This is a genomic window from Streptomyces sp. NPDC001889, from assembly GCF_053594535.1.
Map to the genome: position 1 here is coordinate 70266 of NZ_JBSFER010000029.1, position 20775 is coordinate 91040.

General features: G+C 72.4%; 20 protein-coding genes and 1 pseudogene. 12 read left to right on the top strand and 9 right to left on the bottom strand.

From position 1 onward, the window contains the following. Positions 1-42 precede the first annotated feature (42 nt). From ccsB to hemL, 6 genes are all read right to left on the bottom strand, one after another. Complete coding sequence (gene ccsB, locus ACWCRA_RS29885; protein ID WP_351547266.1) at positions 43-1122, bottom strand: c-type cytochrome biogenesis protein CcsB; 1080 nt, start codon at positions 1120-1122, stop codon at positions 43-45. After that, complete coding sequence (gene resB, locus ACWCRA_RS29890; protein WP_451069076.1) at positions 1119-2972, bottom strand: cytochrome c biogenesis protein ResB; 1854 nt, start codon at positions 2970-2972, stop codon at positions 1119-1121. Before resB ends, ccsB begins: the two co-directional genes overlap by 4 nt. 5 nt (positions 2973-2977) lie before the next feature. Further along, on the bottom strand, positions 2978-3754 hold the full coding sequence (locus tag ACWCRA_RS29895) for a cytochrome c biogenesis CcdA family protein (protein ID WP_451069089.1): 777 nt from the start codon (positions 3752-3754) through the stop codon (positions 2978-2980). A 52-nt stretch (positions 3755-3806) separates the two neighbouring features. Then, a complete protein-coding gene (locus ACWCRA_RS29900; RefSeq protein ID WP_351547260.1) occupies positions 3807-4403 on the bottom strand; it encodes a TlpA family protein disulfide reductase in 597 nt (198 codons plus the stop codon). 233 nt (positions 4404-4636) lie between these two features. Continuing rightward, positions 4637-5326, bottom strand: coding sequence for a histidine phosphatase family protein (locus ACWCRA_RS29905; RefSeq protein WP_451069077.1), 690 nt, complete (start codon positions 5324-5326; stop codon positions 4637-4639). Next, entirely contained in the window at positions 5323-6630 is a 1308-nt protein-coding gene (gene hemL, locus ACWCRA_RS29910) for a glutamate-1-semialdehyde 2,1-aminomutase (RefSeq protein WP_351547255.1), read from the bottom strand. The genes ACWCRA_RS29905 and hemL overlap by 4 nt, the downstream gene beginning before the upstream one ends. A 273-nt stretch (positions 6631-6903) precedes the next feature. On the opposite strand from hemL, the gene ACWCRA_RS29915 reads away from it, so the two are divergent. After that, complete coding sequence (locus tag ACWCRA_RS29915) at positions 6904-7461, top strand: hypothetical protein (protein WP_351547252.1); 558 nt, start codon at positions 6904-6906, stop codon at positions 7459-7461. 210 nt (positions 7462-7671) lie between these two features. Further along, positions 7672-8412 carry a Mut7-C RNAse domain-containing protein gene (locus tag ACWCRA_RS29920; protein WP_451069078.1) on the top strand — a complete coding sequence of 247 codons (741 nt, stop codon included), beginning with the start codon at positions 7672-7674 and terminating at the stop codon, positions 8410-8412. A gap of 42 nt (positions 8413-8454) precedes the next feature. On the opposite strand, the gene ACWCRA_RS29925 is transcribed toward ACWCRA_RS29920, so the two are convergent. Beyond that, positions 8455-9036 (bottom strand): TetR/AcrR family transcriptional regulator, encoded by a 582-nt coding sequence (locus tag ACWCRA_RS29925; protein ID WP_351547247.1) that lies wholly within the window; start codon positions 9034-9036, stop codon positions 8455-8457. A 150-nt stretch (positions 9037-9186) separates the two neighbouring features. On the opposite strand from ACWCRA_RS29925, the gene ACWCRA_RS29930 reads away from it, so the two are divergent. Further along, a complete protein-coding gene (locus ACWCRA_RS29930; RefSeq protein ID WP_451069079.1) occupies positions 9187-10599 on the top strand; it encodes an FAD-dependent monooxygenase in 1413 nt (470 codons plus the stop codon). A gap of 267 nt (positions 10600-10866) precedes the next feature. Further along, a complete protein-coding gene (locus ACWCRA_RS29935; protein WP_351547243.1) occupies positions 10867-11628 on the top strand; it encodes an SDR family oxidoreductase in 762 nt (253 codons plus the stop codon). Positions 11629-12060: 432 nt separating this feature from the next. Here ACWCRA_RS29935 and ACWCRA_RS29940 read toward each other — a convergent pair. Then, positions 12061-12231 (bottom strand): annotated as a pseudogene (locus ACWCRA_RS29940) (RtcB family protein); the annotation flags it as partial. Positions 12232-12481: 250 nt separating this feature from the next. Here ACWCRA_RS29940 and ACWCRA_RS29945 point away from each other — a divergent pair. The 3 genes from ACWCRA_RS29945 to ACWCRA_RS29955 all read left to right on the top strand — a co-directional run bounded on the left by ACWCRA_RS29945 (position 12482) and on the right by ACWCRA_RS29955 (position 15798). Next, positions 12482-13363, top strand: coding sequence for a DUF3558 domain-containing protein (locus tag ACWCRA_RS29945; RefSeq protein ID WP_451069080.1), 882 nt, complete (start codon positions 12482-12484; stop codon positions 13361-13363). 130 nt (positions 13364-13493) lie between these two features. Then, positions 13494-14246 carry a DUF3558 domain-containing protein gene (locus tag ACWCRA_RS29950; protein ID WP_351547234.1) on the top strand — a complete coding sequence of 251 codons (753 nt, stop codon included), beginning with the start codon at positions 13494-13496 and terminating at the stop codon, positions 14244-14246. 76 nt (positions 14247-14322) lie between these two features. Then, positions 14323-15798, top strand: coding sequence for a DUF2637 domain-containing protein (locus ACWCRA_RS29955; RefSeq protein ID WP_451069081.1), 1476 nt, complete (start codon positions 14323-14325; stop codon positions 15796-15798). Between the two features lie 35 nt (positions 15799-15833). Here the strand turns inward: ACWCRA_RS29955 and ACWCRA_RS29960 are convergent, their stop codons facing one another. Further along, positions 15834-16040 (bottom strand): hypothetical protein, encoded by a 207-nt coding sequence (locus ACWCRA_RS29960; protein WP_351547229.1) that lies wholly within the window; start codon positions 16038-16040, stop codon positions 15834-15836. A gap of 183 nt (positions 16041-16223) precedes the next feature. Between ACWCRA_RS29960 and ACWCRA_RS29965 the strand changes: the two genes are divergently transcribed. From ACWCRA_RS29965 to ACWCRA_RS29985, 5 genes are all read left to right on the top strand, one after another. Then, a complete protein-coding gene (locus ACWCRA_RS29965) occupies positions 16224-16598 on the top strand; it encodes a transcriptional antiterminator (protein ID WP_351547226.1) in 375 nt (124 codons plus the stop codon). Between the two features lie 97 nt (positions 16599-16695). Further along, positions 16696-17049, top strand: a complete 354-nt coding sequence (locus tag ACWCRA_RS29970; protein ID WP_351547223.1) for a DUF2620 family protein — start codon at positions 16696-16698, stop codon at positions 17047-17049. Between the two features lie 156 nt (positions 17050-17205). Continuing rightward, the gene (locus tag ACWCRA_RS29975; RefSeq protein WP_351547220.1) at positions 17206-18540 is read left to right on the top strand and encodes a YhfT family protein; all 1335 of its coding nucleotides are present in this window, start codon (positions 17206-17208) and stop codon (positions 18538-18540) included. A gap of 14 nt (positions 18541-18554) precedes the next feature. Continuing rightward, positions 18555-19571, top strand: coding sequence for a phosphotriesterase family protein (locus ACWCRA_RS29980; protein ID WP_451069082.1), 1017 nt, complete (start codon positions 18555-18557; stop codon positions 19569-19571). Beyond that, the gene (locus tag ACWCRA_RS29985) at positions 19571-20758 is read left to right on the top strand and encodes an aminotransferase class V-fold PLP-dependent enzyme (protein ID WP_451069083.1); all 1188 of its coding nucleotides are present in this window, start codon (positions 19571-19573) and stop codon (positions 20756-20758) included. Before ACWCRA_RS29980 ends, ACWCRA_RS29985 begins: the two co-directional genes overlap by 1 nt. Positions 20759-20775 lie beyond the last annotated feature (17 nt).

Consider the following 20775-nt stretch of genomic DNA (forward strand, 5'->3'; position numbering starts at 1 on the left):
ATCCGGACCGGCGGGGCACCGGGGACGGGGCCGCCCACGCGGTCACGCGTAGGAGTGCAGACCGTCCACGAAGATGTTCACGCCGTAGTAGTTGAACAGCCAGCAGGCGAAGGCGATCAGCGCCAGCACCGCCGCCTTGCGGCCCTTCCACCCGGCGGTCGCGCGGGCGTGCAGATAGCAGGCGTACGCCACCCAGGTGATGAAGGACCAGACCTCCTTGGGGTCCCAGCCCCAGTACCGGCCCCAGGCGTCGCCCGCCCAGATCGCGCCCGCGATGATCGTGAACGTCCACAGCGGGAAGATCGCCGCGTTGACGCGGTACGCGAACTTGTCCAGGGAGGCCGCCGACGGCAGCCGGTCCAGGACCGAGGCGGTGAAGGCGCCGGGCTTGCCGCCGCGCGCCAGCTTCTTCTCGTAGGAGTCCCGGAAGAGGTACAGCACCGTGCCGACCGCGCCGAGGTAGAACACCGCGCCGCAGAAGATCGCGGTGGAGACATGAATCCAGAGCCAGTAGGAGTCCAGCGCCGGGACCAGCTGGTCGCTCGCGGTGTAGAGCCAGGTGGTGGCGATACCGAGGTCGATCAGTACGGTGCCGACCAGCGGCAGCCCCAGCCAGCGGACGTTCTTCCCCGCGGCCAGGAAGCCCAGGTACGCGCCGACCAGCACCGTGGAGAAGGTGATGGAGAACTCGTACATGTTGCCCCAGGGGGCGCGCTGCACCGACATCGCGCGGGTCGCGACACCCCCCGCCTGGATGGCGAACGCCAGCACGGTGAGCGCGATCGCGATCCGCCCGTACAGATCGCCCTTGAACGTGCCGCCGGCGGCGCCGGGCCCGTCCGGGACATCACGGGTGCCGGGCGCGGAGCGGGTGACGACCCTCGGCTTGTCGAGGACGGCCGTGCCGCCCTCCTTCCCGGCCTCCTTGCCGCGCACCTGGACGGCGGGGGCGGACGCCGGGGCGGTCAGCGCGGCGGCGGTACGGCCCACCTTGCTGCGGCTGCCGAAGACCCACTCGGCGATGTGCGCCAGGAACGCCAGGGTGTAGACGGCCATCGCGGAGTAGATCAGTGTGTTGCTGATCTGGGCGAGGTTCTCGTTGGTTGCGGCGGCGAGACTCACTTGTCAGCCCCTTCGGCAGAAACTTCCACGGCATCGCTTCGATCGTCGGAGTCGTTCGGTGGTACGGGCGCGGTCGGCGCCCGTTCGTGGAGGGCGGCGGCCAGTCCGGCCAGCTCCTCCGGCAGCTTCGGCGACTCGCTGCGGCCGAGGCCCGCCATCTCGACCACCGTCACCCCGTCGGCGCCGCGCACGGCCCGCACCCAGACCCGGCGGCGCTGGATGAAGAGCGAGCCGACCAGGCCCGCGATGGCGGCGACCGCGCCGCCCAGCGCCCAGCCGTTGCCGGGCGACTGGGAGATCTGGAAGCTCGCCCACTCCTTGACCTCCTTCTCGAAGGTGATGGAGCCGGCGCCGTCCGGGAGCTTCATGGTCTCGCCGGGCAGCAGCCGCTCGGCGAGCTTCTCGCCCTTCTCGTCCGTGAACTGCTTCATCTTGCTCGTGTCGAGCTGGTACACGTTCTGCGGCAGTCCGGAGTTGACCCGCAGATCGCCGATGAAGCCGGTCAGCGCGAGCACCGGATTGTCCAGGGCGGGGAAGGTGGAGAACATCGTGCCCGCGCCGTGGCCGGCGAAGGTGGGGACGAAGAAGGCGCTGAAGCCCAGCTGGGTCTTCTTGCCGTTCTTGTCGCGGTAGCCGTCCATCACCTTGATCGCACCGGTGGAGGTGACATTGGAGTCCGCCGGCAGCAGCGGGGTGGCGCCGCTGAAGACGACCTTGCCCCGGCCGTCCCGGACCGTGACCACCGGGGCGTACCCGTGGGCCAGCAGATAGACCTTGGTGCCGTCGACCACCAGCGGCCGGTTGACCTCGATCGTGGCCTTCTTGTCCTGGCCGCCCGGCTCGGACCAGGTGACCGCGGCCTCGTAGGTGCGGGGGGTGCCGCGCTGCGGCCCGGTCTTCTCGTACGTACCGGTGAACTCGTCCAGCATGAAGGAGAACGGCACCAGGTCGTCGATGTCGTGGAGCGAGCCGGACCGGAAGTCGTCGTAGTGCGTGAGGCTGTTGGAGAACCCGCCGCCCTCGACGATCAGCTTGCCGCCCTCGGACTTGAAGAGCTGGCCGGCGGCGAAGGCCACCAGCATCACGATCAGCGAGACATGGAAGACCAGGTTCCCGGCCTCCCGGAGGTACCCCTTCTCGGCGGCGACCGCGTTGCCGACCGTGTGCGCCCGGAACCGGCCGCGCCCCAGTATCCCGAGCGCCAGCTCACGCACCTGCTCGGGCTCGGCGTCGGTGCGCCAGGTGGTGTACGCGGGCATCCGGTCGAGCCGCCCCGGGGCGCCCGGCGGACGGCTGCGGAGCTGGCCCACGAACTGCCAGGTCCGCGGGACGATACAGCCGATGAGGGAGACGAACAGCAGGATGTAGATCGCCGAGAACCAGACCGAGCTGTAGACGTCGAAGAGCTGGAGCGCCTCGAAGACCGGGGTCAGGGTCTCGTTGTTCTCCTGCCAGGTCTGCACCTTGAGGTCGTCGACGCTGTTCTGCGGGATCAGCGAACCGGGGATCGAGGCGAGGGAGAGCAGCAGCAGCAGGATCAGCGCGACCCGCATGGAGGTGAGCTGCCGCCAGAACCAGCGCGCCCAGCCCACGAGACCGAGGGTGGGGCCGCCGGCCGGCTCCTCCTGGGAGGTCTCCTCCCGGGGGGCGGTGGAGAGCCGCGCCCCGGCGGCCGTCTCCCGGCTCCGCTCGGCCGCGCGCTCCTGCTCGCTCCCGGCCGTGGTCCCGTCCCCGGCCGTGGTTCCGTCCCCGGTCCCGCTGCCGGTCTCCGTTGTGCTGTCGCTCACGGCCCCGCTCTTGCCCTTGTCGCTGGTGCTGGTGCTGGTGCTCTCGGTCGTGCCCTTGCCCATGGGTGTCAGATCCCCACCGTGAAGCCGTTGGACCAGGTCTGCATCTGCGCCACCATCGAGTCCCAGACCCCGGTCAGCAGCAGCAGCCCGGTCACGATCATCATGATGCCGCCGATCCGCATCACCCAGACGTAGTGCCGCTTGACCCAGCCGAAGGCGCCCAGCGCCTTGCGGAAGGCCACGGCGGCGAGCACGAAGGGCACTCCGAGACCGAGGCAGTACGCGACGGTCAGTATGGCCCCCCGGCCCGCGCTGCCCTGCTCCATCGCCAGGATCTGCACGGCCGCGAGCGTCGGGCCGATACAGGGGGTCCAGCCGATGCCGAAGAGCGCGCCCAGCAGCGGCGCGCCGAGCAGCCCGGTCGCCGGCCTCTTCCGGAAGCGGAACTCACGCTGGGTCAGCCAGGGCATCGCCCCCATGAAGAACGCCCCGAGCAGCAGCATCAGCACGCCGAGGATCTTCGAGAGGGTCGCCTGGTGGTCCTGGAGGCTGAGGCCGAAGTGGCCGAAGAGCGCGCCGCCCGACACGAACACGGCGGTGAAGCCGAGCACGAAGAGCGAGGCGCCGGCCACCATCCGGCCGCGCCTGGCCTCCGCCAGATCGGTGCCGGAGACACCGGTGACATAGGAGAGATAGCCGGGGACCAGCGGCAGCACACAGGGGGAGAAGAAGGAGACGAGCCCGCCGAGGACGGCGATCGGCAGCGCCAGCGCCAGCGCCCCGCCGAGGACGGTCTCATTGACGCCCGCCGCCAGCACGGTCCAGTCGGAGCCGGTGGGCACGGGCGGACGCGACGCGGCGAACTCGGCCACGGTCTGTGCGGTGCTCACCGGATCACTTCTCCGCGATCAAGGGGTCGATCATCTTGCGGAGCTGCTTCTCGCTCAGTTCCGCGAGTGAACGGGCCGCGATCTTTCCGTCCCGGTCGAGGACGACCGTGGAGGGAATGGCCTGCGGCGCCAGGGTTCCCCGGGGGAAGCCATTGATGATCAACTTGCCCGCGGGGTCGTACAGACTGGGGTAGCTGACTTCGTATTCCTTCTCGAAGGCAACCGCCGAGCCTTTGTTGTGGTCTCTGGTGTTGATCCCGACGAACTCGACGCCCTTCGGCTTCAGCTCCTCGGACACCTTGTCGAAATGCTTTGCCTCGGCGCGGCACGGACCGCACCACGAACCCCAGACATTGATGACGACGATCTTGCCCTTGAGGTCGGCGACATCGAGCCGCTTTCCCTCCAGGGTCTCGCCGGCGATCGTGCCGGTGGCCTTGCGCTCACCCTTCGCGACGGTGGCGATGCCTCCGGTGTCCGTGACGAAGTTGATGTTGTTTCCGCCCTTGCCGGAGTCCTGGCCGCAGGCGGACAGGACGAGCCCGCCGGCCACGGTCACGGCGGTCAGCAGGGCAGCACGAGGTGCACGGCTCAGGCTCATGTGAAAAGTTTCGCATGACGGTTCCGGCGATCTTCCGCGCCCCCCTCGCTGCCCGTATGACCCCTCTTACGCCTGTTGTCAAGCCGCCTTAAGGAATCCGGCCGCACAACGGGCGGGAGGCGGGCCCCGAACATGCGGCAGGGGGCGCGGGACGCCCATTTCCCGGCGTCCCGCGGCCCCTTGTCACCACGCTGTCCGCGCGCTCTTCCCCGGCAATTCCCGCACCCGCCGGGTTATGCGCCGAACGCCTTCGATTTCCCCTTCACCGGCTTGGCGCCGGCCCGCAGATGCGGGGGTACGAGATCGAGCGCGGGCTCCGAGTACCCCACCGAGACGACGCGGTCGCCCTCGTAGGTGAACGAGGTCAGCGACGCCAGCGTGCACTGCCGGCGGCGCGGGTCGTGCCACAGCCGCCGCCGCTCGATGAAGCTGCGGACGATCCAGATCGGCAGCTGATGGCTGACCAGCACGGCCTCGTGCCCCCGGGCGGCGTCGCGCGCCGAGTTGAGCGCGCCCATCATCCGGACGACCTGGTCGATGTACGGCTCCCCCCAGGACGGGCGGAACGGATTGGTCAGATGCCGCCAGTTCCCCGGCCTGCGCAGGGCCCCGTCGCCGACGCCGAAGGTCTTGCCCTCGAAGACATTGCCCGCCTCGATCAGCCGGTCGTCGGTGCCGAGGCCGAGACCGTGGCCCTTGGCGACGGGGGCGGCGGTCTCCTGGGCGCGCTCCAGCGGGGAGGCGACGACCTGGACGATGTCCCGGTCCGAGAAGTGCTCGGCGACCCGGTCGGCCATCTCCCGGCCGAGCCCGGAGAGGTGGTAGCCCGCCCGTCGCCCGTAGAGCACACCGTCGGGGTTGTGGACCTCGCCGTGGCGCACCAGGTGGACCACGGTCCTGGTGGTGTCGGCGCTCGTGCTCATGCCGTGGCCTCCGCGGCGGCGCGGGCGGCCGAGGGCAGCGCGGCGGCGATCCGCTCCACCGCCCGGGAGTCGTGCGCGGTGGAGACGAACCAGGACTCGAAGGCGGACGGCGGGAGATAGACGCCCTGCGCCAGCATCGAGTGGAAGAAGGCGTTGAAGCGGTACGCCTCCTGGCGCCGCGCCCCCTCGTAGTCGGTGACGGCGTCCGGGGTGAAGAAGACCGAGAACATCGTGCTCGCCGTCTGGAGCCGGTGTGCCACGCCCTGCTGGGTGAGGGCGGCGGTGACCAGGCCCTGGATCTCGGTGGAGACCGCGTCGAGCCGCCGGTACGCGGCGTCGTCCAGCAGCCGCAGCTGAGCGAGACCGGCGGCGGTGGCGACCGGGTTCCCGGAGAGGGTGCCCGCCTGGTAGACGGGCCCGGCCGGGGCGAGCCGCTCCATCACGTCCCGGCGTCCGCCGAACGCGGCGGCCGGGAAGCCGCCGCCCATGACCTTGCCGAAGGTCATCAGATCGGGCTCGACGCCGTCGACACCGAACCAGCCCGCCCGGCTGGTGCGGAAGCCGGTCATCACCTCGTCGGAGATGTAGAGCGCGCCGTGCTCGCGGCAGAGGTCCTTCAGCCCCTGGTTGAAACCGGGCAGCGGAGGGACCACGCCCATGTTGCCGGGCGAGGCCTCGGTGATCACACAGGCGATCTCGCCCGGGTGGGCGGCGAAGGCGGCGCGCACGGCTTCGAGGTCGTTGTAGGGCAGCACGACCGTCTCACCCGCCTGGGCGCCGGTGACCCCGGGGGTGTCGGGCAGCCCGAACGTCGCCACACCGGAGCCGGCGGCGGCGAGCAGGGCGTCCACATGGCCGTGGTAGCAGCCGGCGAACTTCACGACCTTGGCCCGGCCGGTGAAGCCCCGGGCGAGCCGGATCGCCGACATCGTCGCCTCGGTGCCGCTGGAGACCAGCCGCACCTGCTCGACGGGGGCGACCCGGGCCACGATCTCCTCGGCGAGGGCGACCTCGCCCTCACCGGGCGTACCGAAGGAGGTGCCGCGTGCGACGGCGGCGTGCACGGCCTCCAGAACAGCCGGGTGGGAGTGGCCGAGAATCATCGGTCCCCACGAGCAGACGAGGTCGACGTATTCGCGTCCGTCCGCGTCGGTGAGGTACGGGCCGGTGCCGGACACCATGAACCGGGGCGTGCCGCCCACGGCCCTGAAGGCCCGCACGGGTGAGTTGACGCCGCCGGGCGTCACTGCGGACGCACGGTCGAAGAGCGCCTGCGAAACTGGGGCTTCGTATGAATACGCCACTTTGGTCCTGATCTGCGATTCGGGGTTCGGGCGGCCGGGGCGGATGATCTCGGCCACGGGTGAGCGGGGAGCGTGATCTCCTCGTATTACGGAACGGCGTCACCCTCCCCGCATCTGCGAAACTGGGTCGACACAGGGAAGGCTCACGCAATCCATGGTGTCAGAGGCCACGGTGTTCCTCGCGGACAGGTGTTTCACCAGGCGTTCGCGGGGGAGGTCACTGTCACGATGATCGGGTTGCGCGGCGGGGGCCGCGAGTGGTCGGGTGGAGATATGTATCGCGGTGGCGGACTGGGCGAGGGCACCGACGACCTGGGTCCTGAGCCTGCCCGTCGGGGCAGGCACCGACGGGGCGACGCGGACGCGGAGGCCATGGGAGGCAGGAACGCCCGCATGGGGGTGACCTACAAGTATTTCGGGGCGCCCAATGGGGCCACGGCGGCGCGGGTCCCGATCTCGATGCGCCCGGAGGAGCTGGGCGGGGACGAGCTGGGCATGGGCGGCCTCTTCACGAAGATCAAGCCGGAGACCATAGCCGCGATGGTGCTGATGGGCATCCAGGGCCTGCCCCTCAACAAGGTGCCGCCCCTGGAGCTGGTGGTGCTGCATCCGGACTACGCGGTGGTGCGGCTGCCGATGACGGTGGTGGACCCGCTGCGGGACATCGGCGAGGAGTCGGTGGGGGCCGCGGCCTTCATCTGGTCGACGGTGCCGGACCGGGGCGGGCCGAGGGACGCGTACAACGTCTACCAGCTGCTCCACGAGTGGCAGGACTTCAGCCTCCGGCTGCACGAGGCGGGGCACCAGCCCTACTGCCTGGTCTGGCCCTAGGGAGGTTGCCGCGTCCGCGGGGGTTCGGGGGCCGGCCCCCGGCCGAGGCCCGCACCGTGCGGGTCTCCTGGGGCACGGGGTCCGTCCTCAATCGCCGGACGGGCTGGGTCGCCGGGGGCACCCGTGGCACAGGGTCCGTCCTCGAACGCCGGACGGGCTGGGTCTCCCAGCCCCGCCGGGAGGCACCCGCCCCGGTGGGATGCTGGCACCGTGAACGGACCGGAAATCCACCTCCTCATCGCCCCCGAGCTCCACCTCTTCATCCCCGCCGAACACCGCCACCCCCAGACCCCCACCTCCCTCCTCACCGACGGCACCTCCACCCTCGGCCACACCATCGAATCCCTCGGCATCCCCCTCACCGAGGCGGGCCGACTCCTCGTCGACGGCGAGGAGGTGACGGTCGCCCACATCCCCCGCGCGGGCGAGACCGTCGGCGTCCACCCCGTCCAGCGCCCCCAGCACATCCCCGGCGCACCCCTCCGCTTCCTCCTCGACGTCCACCTCGGCACCCTGGCCCGGCGCCTGCGCCTGCTGGGCGTGGACGCGGCCTACGAGAGCGAGGACATCGGCGACCCGGCGCTGGCGGCGCTCTCCGCACGCGAACGGCGGGTCCTGCTCTCACGGGACCGGGGCCTCCTGCGGCGCCGGGAGATCTGGGCCGGGGCGTACGTCTACAGCGACCGCCCCGACGACCAACTGCGCGACGTACTGGGACGTTTCGCGCCCCCGCTCACCCCCTGGACCCGCTGCACCGCCTGCAACGGCCCGCTGCGCGAGGCCGGCAAGGACGCCGTGCGGGCCCAGTTGCGGCAGGGCACCCAGCGGACCTACGACGTGTTCGCCCAGTGCGCGGAGTGCGAGCGCGTCTACTGGCGGGGCGCCCACCACGCCCGGCTGGAGGCGATCGTCGCCGAGGCGGTGAGGGAGTTCGGCGGCACGGCGGCGTGACACCGGGGCCCGGGCGGGACCGGGCCAGAGGCCACTCCCCGGTCACTCCCCCTCGGGCGCGTCCCCCGTCAGATACCGCTGGACCGTGGGGGCCAGCCACCCGACCAGCTCCTCCCGCGCCATCCCCACAGCGGGCGCCAGCCGCAGCACGTACCGGCTGAAGGCCAGCCCGATCAACTGCGAGGAGACCAGCGCGGCCCGCCCCGCCGCCTCCTCCGGGCGCGGGGAGACCCGCAGGGCGAACGGCCTGAGCTGCTCGTCGAACATCCGCCGCGCCCGCTCGGCGGCGACCTCGTGGGTGGCGCTGGCCCGCAGCAGCGCGGGCAGACCGTCCTCCGCCTCCCACCGGCCGAGGAAGTGCCGGACCAGCGCCGCGCCCATGCCCTCCGCCGGCACCCCGTCCAGAGCGGAGAGCCGGAGGTCGAAGTCGGAGGCGGCGGCGAAGAGCCCCTCCTTGTTGCCGTAGTAGCGCATCACCATCGACGGGTCGATCCCGGCGTCACGGGCGATGGCGCGAATGGTCGCCCGCTCGTACCCGTCGGCCGCGAAGCGCTCCCGGGCGGCGCCCAGGATCGCGGCTCTGGTGGCATCGGACCGGCGCGGCGCGGCGGGCTCTTTCGTCATACCAACAACTGTAGGCCAACGGATGTTGACGGAGCCTCAACGGAAATCTACGGTTGCCCACAAGCGTTGGCCCACACCCGTTGGCCCAGACGCCGGCGCAGGGCGCCGGCGCGCAGGCGTCCGCACCCCCAGGGCACCCAGGAGGCAGCCGTGCAGACCACCACCACCACCGAACACACCGAGACCCTCGTCGTCGGCGCCGGGCCCACCGGATTACTGCTCGCCGGGGATCTCGCGGCCCAGGGCATCGACGTCACCGTGATCGAACGCCGCCCCCGCGCCGCGAGCACCCTCACCCGGGCCTTCGCCGTCCACGCCCGCACCCTGGAACTGCTCGACACCCGGGACCTCGCCGCGGAACTCCTCACCCGGGGCAAACGCATCGACCGCCTCCGCTTCTTCGGCGGCCTCGGCTTCGACCTGGCCGGACTGCCGACCCGCTTCCCCTTCGTCCTCATCACCCCGCAGTACGAAGTGGAACGGCTCCTCGAACAGCGCGCCCGCGCCGCCGGCGCCACCTTCCGGTACGGAACGGAACTGACCGGCCTCACCCAGAGCCCGGACGAGGTCACCGCCCACATCCGGGAAGGCGACCGGACCGGCACGATCCGCGCCCGCTACGCCGTCGGCGCCGACGGCGTGCGCAGCACGGTCCGCACCGCCCTCGGCACCCCCTTCCCCGGCAAGGCCGTGATCCGCTCCATGACCCTCGCGGACGTCCGGCTCACCACACCCCCCGACGACCTGATCAGAGCCGACGGCACCGGGGACGCCATCGCCTTCATCGTCCCCTTCGGCGACGGCTGGTACCGCGTCATGGGCTGGGACCCCCGCCACCAGGCCGCCGACAGCGCCCCCGTCGACCTGGAGGAACTGCGCCGCGTCACCCGTCTCGCCCTCGGCTCGGACCACGGAATGCACGACGCCCGCTGGATCTCCCGCTTCCACTGCGACGAACGCCAGGTCCCCCGCTACCGCAGCGGCCGGGTCTTCCTCGCGGGCGACGCAGCCCATGTCCACTCCCCCGCCGGCGGCCAGGGCATGAACACCGGCCTCCAGGACGCGGCCAACCTCTCCTGGAAACTCGCCGCCGTCCTCGGGGACCGCACCCCGCGCCCCGAGGCCCTCCTCGACAGCTACCACGCCGAGCGCCACCCCGTCGGCGCGATGGTGCTCCGCTCCAGCGGCGGAATACTCCGGCTGGCCATGGCCCACACCCGGCGCCGGCGCGCACTGCGCACCCTCGCCGGACTCGCCCTCACCGCGGTCCCGGCCGCCCGGAACCGCGCCGTCGGACAGGTCTCCGGTATCGGGATCGCCTACCGCCGGCCCCTCGGCGCCCACTGGCTCACCGGCAGGCGCGCCCCCGATCTGCGGCTCGCGGAGGGCCGGCTCCACGCGCTGCTGCGCGCGGGCGCCCCTGTGCTGGTGGCCCCCGAGGGCGCGGCCCCCGCCTCGGCACCCGCCCCCGCCGGCACGGTCAGGGCGCACTGGGCCTCCGGCCGGCGCGGCGCGCTGCTGGTCCGCCCCGACGGCTACATCGCATGGGCGGAGGGCCTCTGAGGGGGGACCGCGCGGCGGCCGTGGCGGGGGTTCGCGTGCCGGCGTACCCGCGTACCCACGGGCTCGCGGGCTCGGCCGCCCTGTCCGTGGTCACCCCGGGGACCGCTGACCCGCGCGCCGACCGCCCGGGGACCGCTGACCCGCGCGCCCGGCCCCCGGCCCGGCTTCCAGCCCCGCTTCCGGCCGGGCTTCCGGACCGGCCCACCCCGGAGCCCCCGACCCGCCTATCCTGACCGCGTCGTCGATCTCACGTGCGAGGAGCAGTCCATGACCAGCGGTACCCCCGTCGCCGTCGTCACCGGAGCCAGCAGCGGCATCGGAGCCGCCACCGCACGCCAGTTGGCCGAAGCCGGGTACCACGTGATCCTCACCGCCCGCCGCAAGGACCGGATCGACGCGCTCGCCGCCGAACTGACCGCCGCGGGCCACCGGGCCGACGCCCACCCCCTCGATGTGACCGACCGGGACGCGGTCGACGCCTTCGCCGCCGGTCTCGACCGCTGCGACGTCCTCGTCAACAACGCCGGCGGCGCCCTCGGCGCCGATCCGGTCGCCACCGGCGACCCCGAGGACTGGCGCCGGATGTTCGAGGTCAACGTCATCGGCACCCTCCACACCACCCAGGCCCTGCTCCCCGCCCTCACCGGGAGCGGCGACGGCACCGTGGTCGTCATCACCTCCACGGCGGGTCACGCCACCTATGAGGGCGGCGCCGGCTATGTCGCCGCCAAGCACGGCTCCCACGTCCTCGCCGAGACCCTCCGCCTGGAGATCGTCGGCACCCCGGTCCGGGTGATCGAGATCGCCCCCGGCATGGTGAAGACCGAGGAGTTCGCCACCACCCGCTTCCACGGCGACACCGAGAAGGCGGCCAAGGTCTACGCGGGCGTCGCCGAACCCCTGACCGCCGACGACGTCGCCTCCACCATCACCTGGGCCGTCACCCGCCCACCCCACGTCAACGTCGACCTGCTCCTCCTCCGCCCCCGCGCCCAGGCCTCCAACACCAAGGTCCACCGCACTCCCTGACCCCGGCCGGCGCACGGCCATCACGCAGCCGGGTCACCACCCCAGGTGACCCGGCTGAGGCATGCCTGCGCAAGCGCGCAAGCACATCCCCATACGATCACCAGTTCGAGTAACAATCCGCTCTTCACCCACCTCGAAGCCCCGCTCCACCCAAGCATTGCCGTATGACCTTCATGGATCTTCAGGACCCGAGATATGCCTATATGTTTGGCTTCCTCCAGGCTGACGGCCATCTCGCCACCGGAACCGGGAAGAAGGGGCGGCCGCTGGAATCCGGCCGAGGACCACGTGCTCCTCTCCTCGCCCACAGTGGCCGACGCGGCAGCACTACTGCAGCGATCCGTGAGTTCATGCCTCAACCGGCGCCACAGGCTCAGGCCGGGAACCCGTGCCCCGCGAAGGTGAGAGCCGGCGGGCACGGGCGGGCGTTCAGCCCGCCGTCGCGCCCTTGCCGTAATGGACGTCCGGCATCACGGCCAGGCCCTTGATCCAGGGCAGCGTGGAGACATTGCGGAGCTGCTCCATCGCCACCCCCTCGACCGTCGCCGGGTCGGCCCACATCCGGATCGGAACCCGCTCCCCCGGCACCTCTGCGTACGACATACTTCCCCGATTCCCCCGATAAGCTCCGAAAATCAATGAATCGCAAAACCGGCGCCAATACCCGCGAAAGACCCAGCGGACCGGCACCCACGGCAGTGCGTGCGATAGACATTGTGTCCATCGGCCGCCTTCGCGCGGCAACCGCTTTTCCGCTCGAAGGGAGTCTGGGACCGTGCAGCGAAAGGCGTGCGCCCCCCGCCGCGAGGCAAGCCCGGCCGGTGGGGCACGCGGGGCCCGTACCCCCATGCCCATGGCGTACGCCACCGCTCTCGCGGCGGCGCTCCTCTCGGTCCTGGTGGCCGGCTGCACCGGGGACTCCGGCGACGAGGGAGAGGCCACGGACGCCAAGGGCACCGCGCCCGCCGCCCAGCCGGGGAAGTACCGCACCCTGCTCGAACCCTGCGGCTCCATCGGGCGCTCCACGCTCAAGGAACTGCTCCCCGGTGCGGTCGATCTCCCCGACGAGCAGCAGCAGAAGATCCTCAGAGGCACCCCGACCAGCACCTTCGACACCGATCGCCGGGTCGGCTGCGGCTGGCGGGCCACCGCCCCGGACGCCTCGCACACCCTCTCGCTCGACTTCGAGCGCGTGGTGTCGTACGACCCGGCCGTCAGCGACAGCGACCGCGCCCAGGAGGTCTTCGCCAAGAAGCAGAGCGCCGCCTCGCTCCCCGTCACCACTCCCTCACCGGGAGCGGAGGGGTCGCGGGAGCCCGGGGAGCCGGGGGCGCAGTCGTCGCAGGGCGCGCCGGCCCCGGGCACGGACACAGCCACGGACCCGGACTCGGACTCGGACTCGGACACAGCCACGGACACGGGCGGATCGCCGGGCGCCACCGACGGCGGCGGCAGCCCGGGGACCGGCACCGGAGGCGACGCGGACGACCTGGCGCCGCGCATCCTCGACGATCTCGGGGACGCGGCCTTCCTCAACGACGAGCTCAGCTCCGCGGGCGCCGGCTCCACCGCCCGCAGCCGCACCGTGAGCGTGGCGTTCCGCACATCGAACGTCATCGTCACCGTCGTCTACACCGAGCAGGCCGGCCGCGTCACCACGGTCCCGGACAGCAAGGAACTCCAGGACAAGGCCCGCGGCCTGGCCGGGAGCCTGGCCGGAAAGTTCGGCGGCTGACCGCTCCCCGGGGTGCCCGGACCACCGGCTCCCGCCCCGGGGAGTGCTCCACTCGCGCGCCGGGTCCGCGTACCGTGGCCGTGTTCCAGCCCCGGCCGGAGACCGTACGACCAACGAAACCGAAGGAACCATGCACCGAACAGCCCCGCGACTCGCCCGCATACTCGCCTGCGCAGCCGTCCCGGTGATGCTTGTCGTCGCCGGCTGCTCGTCGGACTCGGGCGGCGACTCCGACAAGTCCAGCTCCTCCGGTGACACGGGCGGCGGCGGCAAGGACTCGGCCTCCGCCTCGGCCGCGCCCGAGGTGAAGAAGTCCCCGACCGTGGAGCCCGCGAAGTTCGCGAAGCTGCCGGACGCCTGCAAGTCGATCCCGTCGAAGACGGTCAAGGACCTGGTCCCGTCGGTCAAGTCCGCCTCGGGCACCCCGAGCAAGTCCTCGGACACCATGACCCGCGCCGGCTGCTCCTGGAACGGTCTGGACGACAACGGCGTCAAGGGCTCGCAGTACCGGTGGCTGGATGTCTCCTTCCTCCGTTACGAATCGGACAAGGCGCTGGCGGTCAGCGCCGCCAAGCGCGCCGAGGACAGCTTCGCCAAGGAACTCGCCAAGGCCCAGGCGACCTCCGGGGCGAAGGAGGTCAAGACCGCGGCCGTGAGCGGGGTCGGCCAGCGCGCGTCCGCCGTGACCTATGAACTCCGCAAGACCGGCGAGGACTTCTCGTACGTGACGGTGGTGGCGCGGGTCGAGAACACGGTCTTCACGCTGACCTACAACGGCACCGGTTACGCGGGAGCGAAGCCCCCGGCCGTCTCCGGTCTGTCGAAGGACGCCGCCGGCGCCGCCAAGGCGGTGGCCTCTTCGGTGACCGCAGCCAACAAGTGACCCCCGTCGGCGAGTAGCCTGCCCCTGGCCGAAAAGGAACGAACACGCGTTCAGCCGTCAGGGGAGGGGGTCGCGGGTGGCCGCGATGCAGCTGACACGGACCCACCGGATACTCATCTCGGTCGTGGTCACCGGCGCGGTGGTCATCGCCGGGATCGGTTTCGCCGGTTCGTACGCCGCCGTGCGCGATCTCGCCGAGCGCAAGGGCTTCGGCGATTTCGCGGTGGTCTTCCCCATCGGCATCGACGCGGGCATCTGTGTGCTGCTCGCCCTCGATCTGCTGCTGACGTGGATGCGCATCCCGTTCCCGATGCTGCGTCAGACGGCGTGGCTGCTCACGATCGCCACGATCGCCTTCAACGGCGCCGCGTCCTGGCCCGATCCGCTGGGTGTGGGGATGCACGCGGTGATCCCGGTGCTGTTCGTGGTCTCGGTGGAGGCGGCGCGGCACGCGGTGGGCCGGATCGCGGACATCACGGCCGACAAGCACATGGAGGGTGTGCGGCTGACGCGCTGGCTGCTGTCCCCGGTGCCGACCTTCAAGCTGTGGCGGCGGATGAAGCTCTGGGAGCTGCGCAGCTATGAGCAGGTGATCAAGCTGGAGCAGGACCGGCTGATCTATCAGGCGAGGCTTCAGGCCCGGTACGGACGGGCGTGGCGGCGGAAGGCTCCGGTGGAGTCGCTGATGCCGCTGCGGCTGGCGAAGTACGGGGTGCCGCTGGCGGAGACGGCCGCCGCGGGGCTCGCGGCGGCGGGGGTGGAGCCGATGCTGCTGCCGCCCGCCCCGCCGCAGCCGGAGCTGGAGCCCCAGCGCGCGTACCGGGACCCCGAGGAGGGGCCGGTGCGGCTGCACAAGGCGGAGGGGCCGCGGGGGGCTCAGGAGGCGCGGGGATCTCAGGAGGCCGGGGAGGCGCCGGAGCCGTCCGGGGCCGAGCGGTCCGGCCGGCCGCAGCTTCCCCCGGCGCGGGAGCGGCGGCGAAGTGCCTGGCCGGAGGAGGAGTGGCCGCAGGAGCACGAGGAGTTCCGGTACGACCAGGAGTACCAGGAGTACGTGGACCAGCCCGCGCGGCAGCCCCGATCGGAGGGGAGCCCGTGGTTCGCGGCGCAGGTGCACCCGGACGAGTACGAGGGCGGCTACGACCCCTCGTACACCGATGACCGGCGGCCGGACGACCGGCGGGAACAGGAACCGGAATCGGAGCGGGAGCGGGAGCGGGAGCACGGCCCCGTACGGGTCCCCACCGGGACGGGCGATCGCACCCGCGACCTCACCGACCCCGCGCTGCGCCCGGAACCGGCGCGGGTACCCGCCCCCGCCGCCGCCCCCGAGCACTCCGCCCAGGACGAACGGGAGTTCTACGAGACCGTCTACCCGGTCTTCGTCTCGCTCGCGCACGAACTCGGCGACTACCCCAAGGCCGAGCATCTCGACATACATCTCGCGGACGCCCACGGCATCACCCATCCGCACAGCCTGGCGCTGCTGCGGCAGGCGATGCCCGCCTTCAGGGAGCGCTTCCAGGCGGAGCTGGAGCAGGAGCACATCGCCTGAGACCACGGGCGCCCGCCGGGGTCCGGCCGCCGGTGTCAGGCCCGGGCGCGCCTGCGCGCCGCTTCACCGGCGTACGCCACCAGCAGCCCCGCCGCCGTGATCGCGAGGTAGCCGGCGGTGGGCACGTCCCACCATCGCTCCAGCATCCCCCAGGGGCCGTCGCCGAGGAGCCGGCCGCCCGCGCCGAGGGCGCCCTGGATCGCGGTGACCCAGCCGGCGGTCAGAGTGATGTCGTTCCTCATGGGTCCACGGTCTCCCGCGCCCGGCCCGGTCGCGTCGTGCTCTGGTCGTACCCGGCGGTAGGCCGAAGGATGCAGTTCCCGGGGGCTCGGGGTTCCCGGGCGGTGTGCGGGACCCGCCGGTCCTGTGGCGCTCACGGACCGGGTGTCCGGAATCCTGTTTACTGTCCGGGCTGGGAGGTTCTCATGGACGACCAACTCGCCGAGCGCATCCGACTCTTCCGCGAGGACGGCCGGATTCGGCCCGAGGTGGCCGATTTCGTCAGCGCCGAGCTGAGGGCGCTCGCGGACGAGGGCAGAACCGTCACGGAGGCGACGGCGGGCATGCTGACGAGCCATCTGATGATGGCTCTCACCCGGCTGCTGGACGGGGTCCCGGCCGAGCCCGCGCCCGGCGGCGAGCGGCTGGCGGCGGAGCTGGCCGGCCATCCGGAGGCGCTGGCCCGGGCCCGTACGGTCGCCGCCCGCGCCGGGCGGGAACTCGGCGCCGCTCTGACCGAGACCGAGATCGTCTTCCTCGGGCTCCATCTGGCCGTGCTCGCCCGGCAGCCCACCGTCTGACCCGACCCACCCGACCCACCCGGCACCAAAGGCATCAGCGGCATCAGCGGCATCAGCGGCATCAGCGGCATCACAACGGGACCAAGGAGAGCCGGCCATGAGAATCCTCACCGGTGGAATCGGCAAGGACGAGACCGCGGCCGCGGTCCGGGCGCTCGCGCTCGATGGCATCGATGTCACCGTCTCCAGCGATCTGGACGCGGCGGCGAAGCTCCGCGCGGGCGGGGCGGACTACTACCTGGGCACCTGTCACACCGGCGCCGGCGCCTCCCTCGGGCTGCTCGTCGGGCTGCTGGGCCGGGGTGCCTGCCACACCTTCGGACGCTCCGTGCCCTCGGAGGAGGAGGTCAACGCCCTGCTCGCGGGCGGTACGAAGGTGTTCGGCTTCTCGGTCGACCGGATCGGCGCGGTCGCCCCCACCGTGGCCCGCGCCATCGCCGCCCGCGCCTGACCGGACAAGGCCCACGGCACGCGGCCCGGGCCCACGGCACGCAGCACACCCAGCACACGCAGCACGCGGCACGCAGCACCAAGAGACAGAAGGCAGAAGGCAGGACGCAGGACGCAGCAGACCGGCGACACCTCCCGGGCACGAAGGAGTGACCCCGTGACCACGACTCTTCTCGCCGCCGCCCGCCCCGCTCTCGACTTCACCCCGGCCCAGCAGCTCACCGTGATCGCCCTCTGCGCGCTGACGGCGCTCGTCTCGCATCTGGCCGTCGCGGTCTTCAACGACGGGGTGCGCCCCTTCCTGCTCGACTTCGTCCAGGGCCGGGCCACCCGGGCCGCCACCACCGCGGTCGCCTTCGGCCTCTCCGCCGGCTTCGTCTTCGGTCTGGGCGCGCCCCTGGCCCTCTCCACCGGAGTGCTCAACCCCTGGCTGCTCTTCCTCCCCACCGATGTGCTGGGTCTGCTCGCGCCGCGGAAGTGGCTCGCGCCGCTTCTGGGCGGTGCGTGGGGCGCGGTGGTCGTCTTCGGTCTCCGGGGCGCGAACGAGCTGGCGCACGATCTGCCCGTCGACTTCCTCACGGCGATGCAGCAGATGTCGACGCCGATCCTCTTCCTCTTCGCGCTCTTCCCGGTGCTGGCCGTCACCCAGCAGTTCGGGCGGCGGTGGGGCGGGTTCGCGGCCGTTCTCGAACTCGCGCTGACCGTGCTGACCATGAAGGTCTGGCCGCACATGTTCGCCGGGGCGCTCGCGATGGCCGCCGGGGTGCTGCTGCTGATCGCCTTGGCGCTGGCCCGGGACCTCGCCCGGCGGCGCGCCGGGCGGACGGGGGACGAGGTGAGCGCCGGTGAGGATCTGACGGCCTCTCTCTTCGGCGCCGGAGCGGCCCGGCTGCGGCGGTATCTGCCGCTCTTCGCGCTGCTGGGCGCGGGGGTCGCGGTGCTGGCGCAGAGCGGGGTGTTCGGGGGCGGTGAGGCGACCGGTTTCCTGATCGCCGACGGTGAGCGCACGGAGGCCGCGCAGGTCGATTTCTACCGTGCCTTCGGATTTCTGCCGCTGATCGCGACGACGGCGCTCGCCTCGGGGGCGTACGGCATCGTGGGGTTCACCTTCGTCTATCCGATCGGCTATCTGATGCCGAACCCGGTGCTCGCGGCGCTCGCGGGTGCCGCCGTCCTCGTGGTGGAGGTGCTGGCCCTGTCGTCCGTGGGGCGGGTTCTGGGGCGGCTGCCCACGGTCCGTGACGCGTCGGAGTATCTGCGCGGCGCGATCACGGACACCCTTCAGCTCGCGATTCTCTTCGGTTCGCTGCTGGCGGCCGACACCATGGGCGGCGGGCTGGGCATTCTCGTCGTCGGCGGGCTCTATCTGCTCAATGAGGCGATGGGGCGGCCCGTGGTGCGGATGGCGGCGGCGCCGGCGGCGGTGATCGCGGGCGGGGTGCTGCTCAATGTCCTGTACTGGCTGGGGCTGTTCACCCCGGTCGCCGGATGAGTCCGGGAGACGCCATGGGCACCGTGCGCACCGTCACCGGCCCGCTGCCGCCGCACGCGCTGCGGGGGCCGGTCCTCGCCCATGAGCATCTCGTCCTCGATCTGGACCGTACGGGGGAGGGCGCGGCGGTTCTCGGCCGCCGCCACGCCCCGGCCGTCGCCGCCGAACTGGCGGATCTCCGCGAGAGCTTCGGTCTCGGGCTGGTCGTGGAGATGACCTGCCGGGGCATGGGGCGCGACGCGCCCGCGCTGGCCCGGCTGTCCCGTGCGTCGGGGGTGGCCGTGGTGGCCGCGACCGGCTGGTACTACGAGTCCTTCCACACACCCGACATCGCCCGCGGCAGTGTGGAGCGGCTGACGGATGTCCTGGTGCGGGAGATCGTGGAGGGCATCGGCACCACGGGCATCCGTCCGGGGGTGATCGGCGAGGTCGGCAGTCACGGGGAGCGGCCCAGCGAGCCGGAGGCGCGGGTGCTGCGGGCCGCCGCCCGTGCCGCGCTCGCCACCGGGCTCGCGGTGGCCACCCATGCGCGGCTGGGCCGGGGCGGGGCCGCCCAGCTCGCGCTGCTCACCGGGGAGGGGCTGCCGCCGGAGCGTGCCGCGATCGGCCATCAGGATCTGCTGGACGACCCGGGGGCGCACCGGGAGCTGGCGGCGGCGGGTGCGTACATCGCCTTCGACACCGTCGGCAAGGAGAACTACCGGAGCGACGCCACCCGGCTGCGGCTGCTGCTCGCGCTGTTGGAGGTGGGTCACGCGGACCGGGCGCTGCTGAGCGGGGACATCTCGCGGCACCGCTATCTGCGGTCGGAGGGCGGGCAGGGGTACGGGCATCTCTTCCGGGGGTTCCTGCCGGGGCTGCGGGCGGCGGGGGTGGAGGAGGGGCTGATCGATCTGATGACCCGGCGCAATCCGCTGCGCTTTCTGACCGGGACGGACCCGGGGCCGCCCGGCCCCGGACCCGGCCCCTACCCCGGCCCCGGGTCCGGGTCCGGGGCCGTCCCGTCCACCGCCACCGAGCAGGAGCCCTGATGTCCGTGCCCGCCCCTGAGCCCGAGCCCGCCCCTGAGCCCGTGCCCGAGCCCGCACCCGAGCCCGTCGTGCTGCCCCGTACGTTTCCGCTGCCCGCACTGGAGGTCGAGGACGCGATCGCGGTCCAGTTCCGGCTGCTGGAGTGCACGGCCGCGCACTTCCGGGGCGAGGAGCTGTTCACCGCCGACGCGGGGGTGGTGCCGGGCCCGGGGCGGCCCCGGGCCACCGCCCGGGTGGAGTCGGTCCTCGCGGACTTCTTCGGCGCGGGGGACGCGGCCCTGGTCCAGGGCGCGGGGACGGGGGCGGTGCGCGCCGCCCTGGACACGCTGCACGCCCTGCCGGGTGCGGGCGCACCGCCCCGGCTGCTGATCCACAGCGCTCCGGCCTACCGCACGACGGCCACCACGCTGCGGGGGATGGCCGTGGAGCGGGCCGAGGCCGACTTCAACGATCCGGCGGCCGTGCGCACGGCTCTGGCCCGCTCCGGGGCCCGCTGGGCGTTTCTCCAGCACAGCCGGCAGCGGCTGGCGGACTCCTACGATCTCGCCGGGGTGCTCGCGCTCTGCGCGGAGGCGGGGGTGCGCACGATCGTGGACGACAACTACGCGGCGCTGCGGGTGCCGGCGTGCGGGGTGCAGCTCGGCGCGGACGCGTCGGCGTTCTCCCTGTTCAAGCTGCACGGTCCGGAGGGGGTCGGGGTGGTGGTGGGCGCGCCGGATCTGGTGGGGCGGGTGCGTGCGGACAACTACTCGGGCGGCGGGCAGGTGCAGGGCCATCAGGCGCTGGAGGTGCTGCGGGCGCTGACGCACGTGCCGGTGATGTGGGCGATCCAGTCCCGGGTCACGCGGGAGGTCGCGGACCGGCTGGATGCCGGGGAGGTGGCGGGGGTGGCCCAGGCCAGGGTCGCCAACGCGCAGGACCGCTGTGTGCTGGTACGGCTGGACCGGCCCGTGGCCCGCCGGCTGCCGGCGGTCGCGGCGGGTCTCGGGGCGGCGCCCTGGCCGGTGGGGGCGGGCTCCCGGTACGAGATCGCCCCGCTGGTGTACCGGCTGTCGGCCTCGGCGCTGGCGGACGCTCCGGAGCTGGCCGACTGGACCGTCCGGGTCAACCCCATGCGCGCGGGCGCCGATCTGGTGGTGGGCCTCCTCGGCCGTGCGATCGGCGCCCTGTACGGCTCCGGGGACTGAACGTTTCTCTTCCAGGG

Coding starts and splice junctions, on each gene's coding strand:
- ACWCRA_RS29980 (WP_451069082.1), top strand. CDS start 18,555: ATGGGCACCGTGCGCACCGTCACCGGCCCGCTGCCGCCGCACGCGCTG.
- ACWCRA_RS29900 (WP_351547260.1), bottom strand. CDS start 4,403: ATGAGCCTGAGCCGTGCACCTCGTGCTGCCCTGCTGACCGCCGTGACC.
- ACWCRA_RS29970 (WP_351547223.1), top strand. CDS start 16,696: ATGAGAATCCTCACCGGTGGAATCGGCAAGGACGAGACCGCGGCCGCG.
- resB (WP_451069076.1), bottom strand. CDS start 2,972: ATGGGCAAGGGCACGACCGAGAGCACCAGCACCAGCACCAGCGACAAG.
- ACWCRA_RS29960 (WP_351547229.1), bottom strand. CDS start 16,040: ATGAGGAACGACATCACTCTGACCGCCGGCTGGGTCACCGCGATCCAG.
- ACWCRA_RS29985 (WP_451069083.1), top strand. CDS start 19,571: ATGTCCGTGCCCGCCCCTGAGCCCGAGCCCGCCCCTGAGCCCGTGCCC.
- ACWCRA_RS29950 (WP_351547234.1), top strand. CDS start 13,494: ATGCACCGAACAGCCCCGCGACTCGCCCGCATACTCGCCTGCGCAGCC.
- ACWCRA_RS29905 (WP_451069077.1), bottom strand. CDS start 5,326: ATGAGCACGAGCGCCGACACCACCAGGACCGTGGTCCACCTGGTGCGC.
- ACWCRA_RS29925 (WP_351547247.1), bottom strand. CDS start 9,036: ATGACGAAAGAGCCCGCCGCGCCGCGCCGGTCCGATGCCACCAGAGCC.
- ACWCRA_RS29915 (WP_351547252.1), top strand. CDS start 6,904: ATGTATCGCGGTGGCGGACTGGGCGAGGGCACCGACGACCTGGGTCCT.
- ACWCRA_RS29935 (WP_351547243.1), top strand. CDS start 10,867: ATGACCAGCGGTACCCCCGTCGCCGTCGTCACCGGAGCCAGCAGCGGC.
- ACWCRA_RS29945 (WP_451069080.1), top strand. CDS start 12,482: ATGGCGTACGCCACCGCTCTCGCGGCGGCGCTCCTCTCGGTCCTGGTG.
- ACWCRA_RS29965 (WP_351547226.1), top strand. CDS start 16,224: ATGGACGACCAACTCGCCGAGCGCATCCGACTCTTCCGCGAGGACGGC.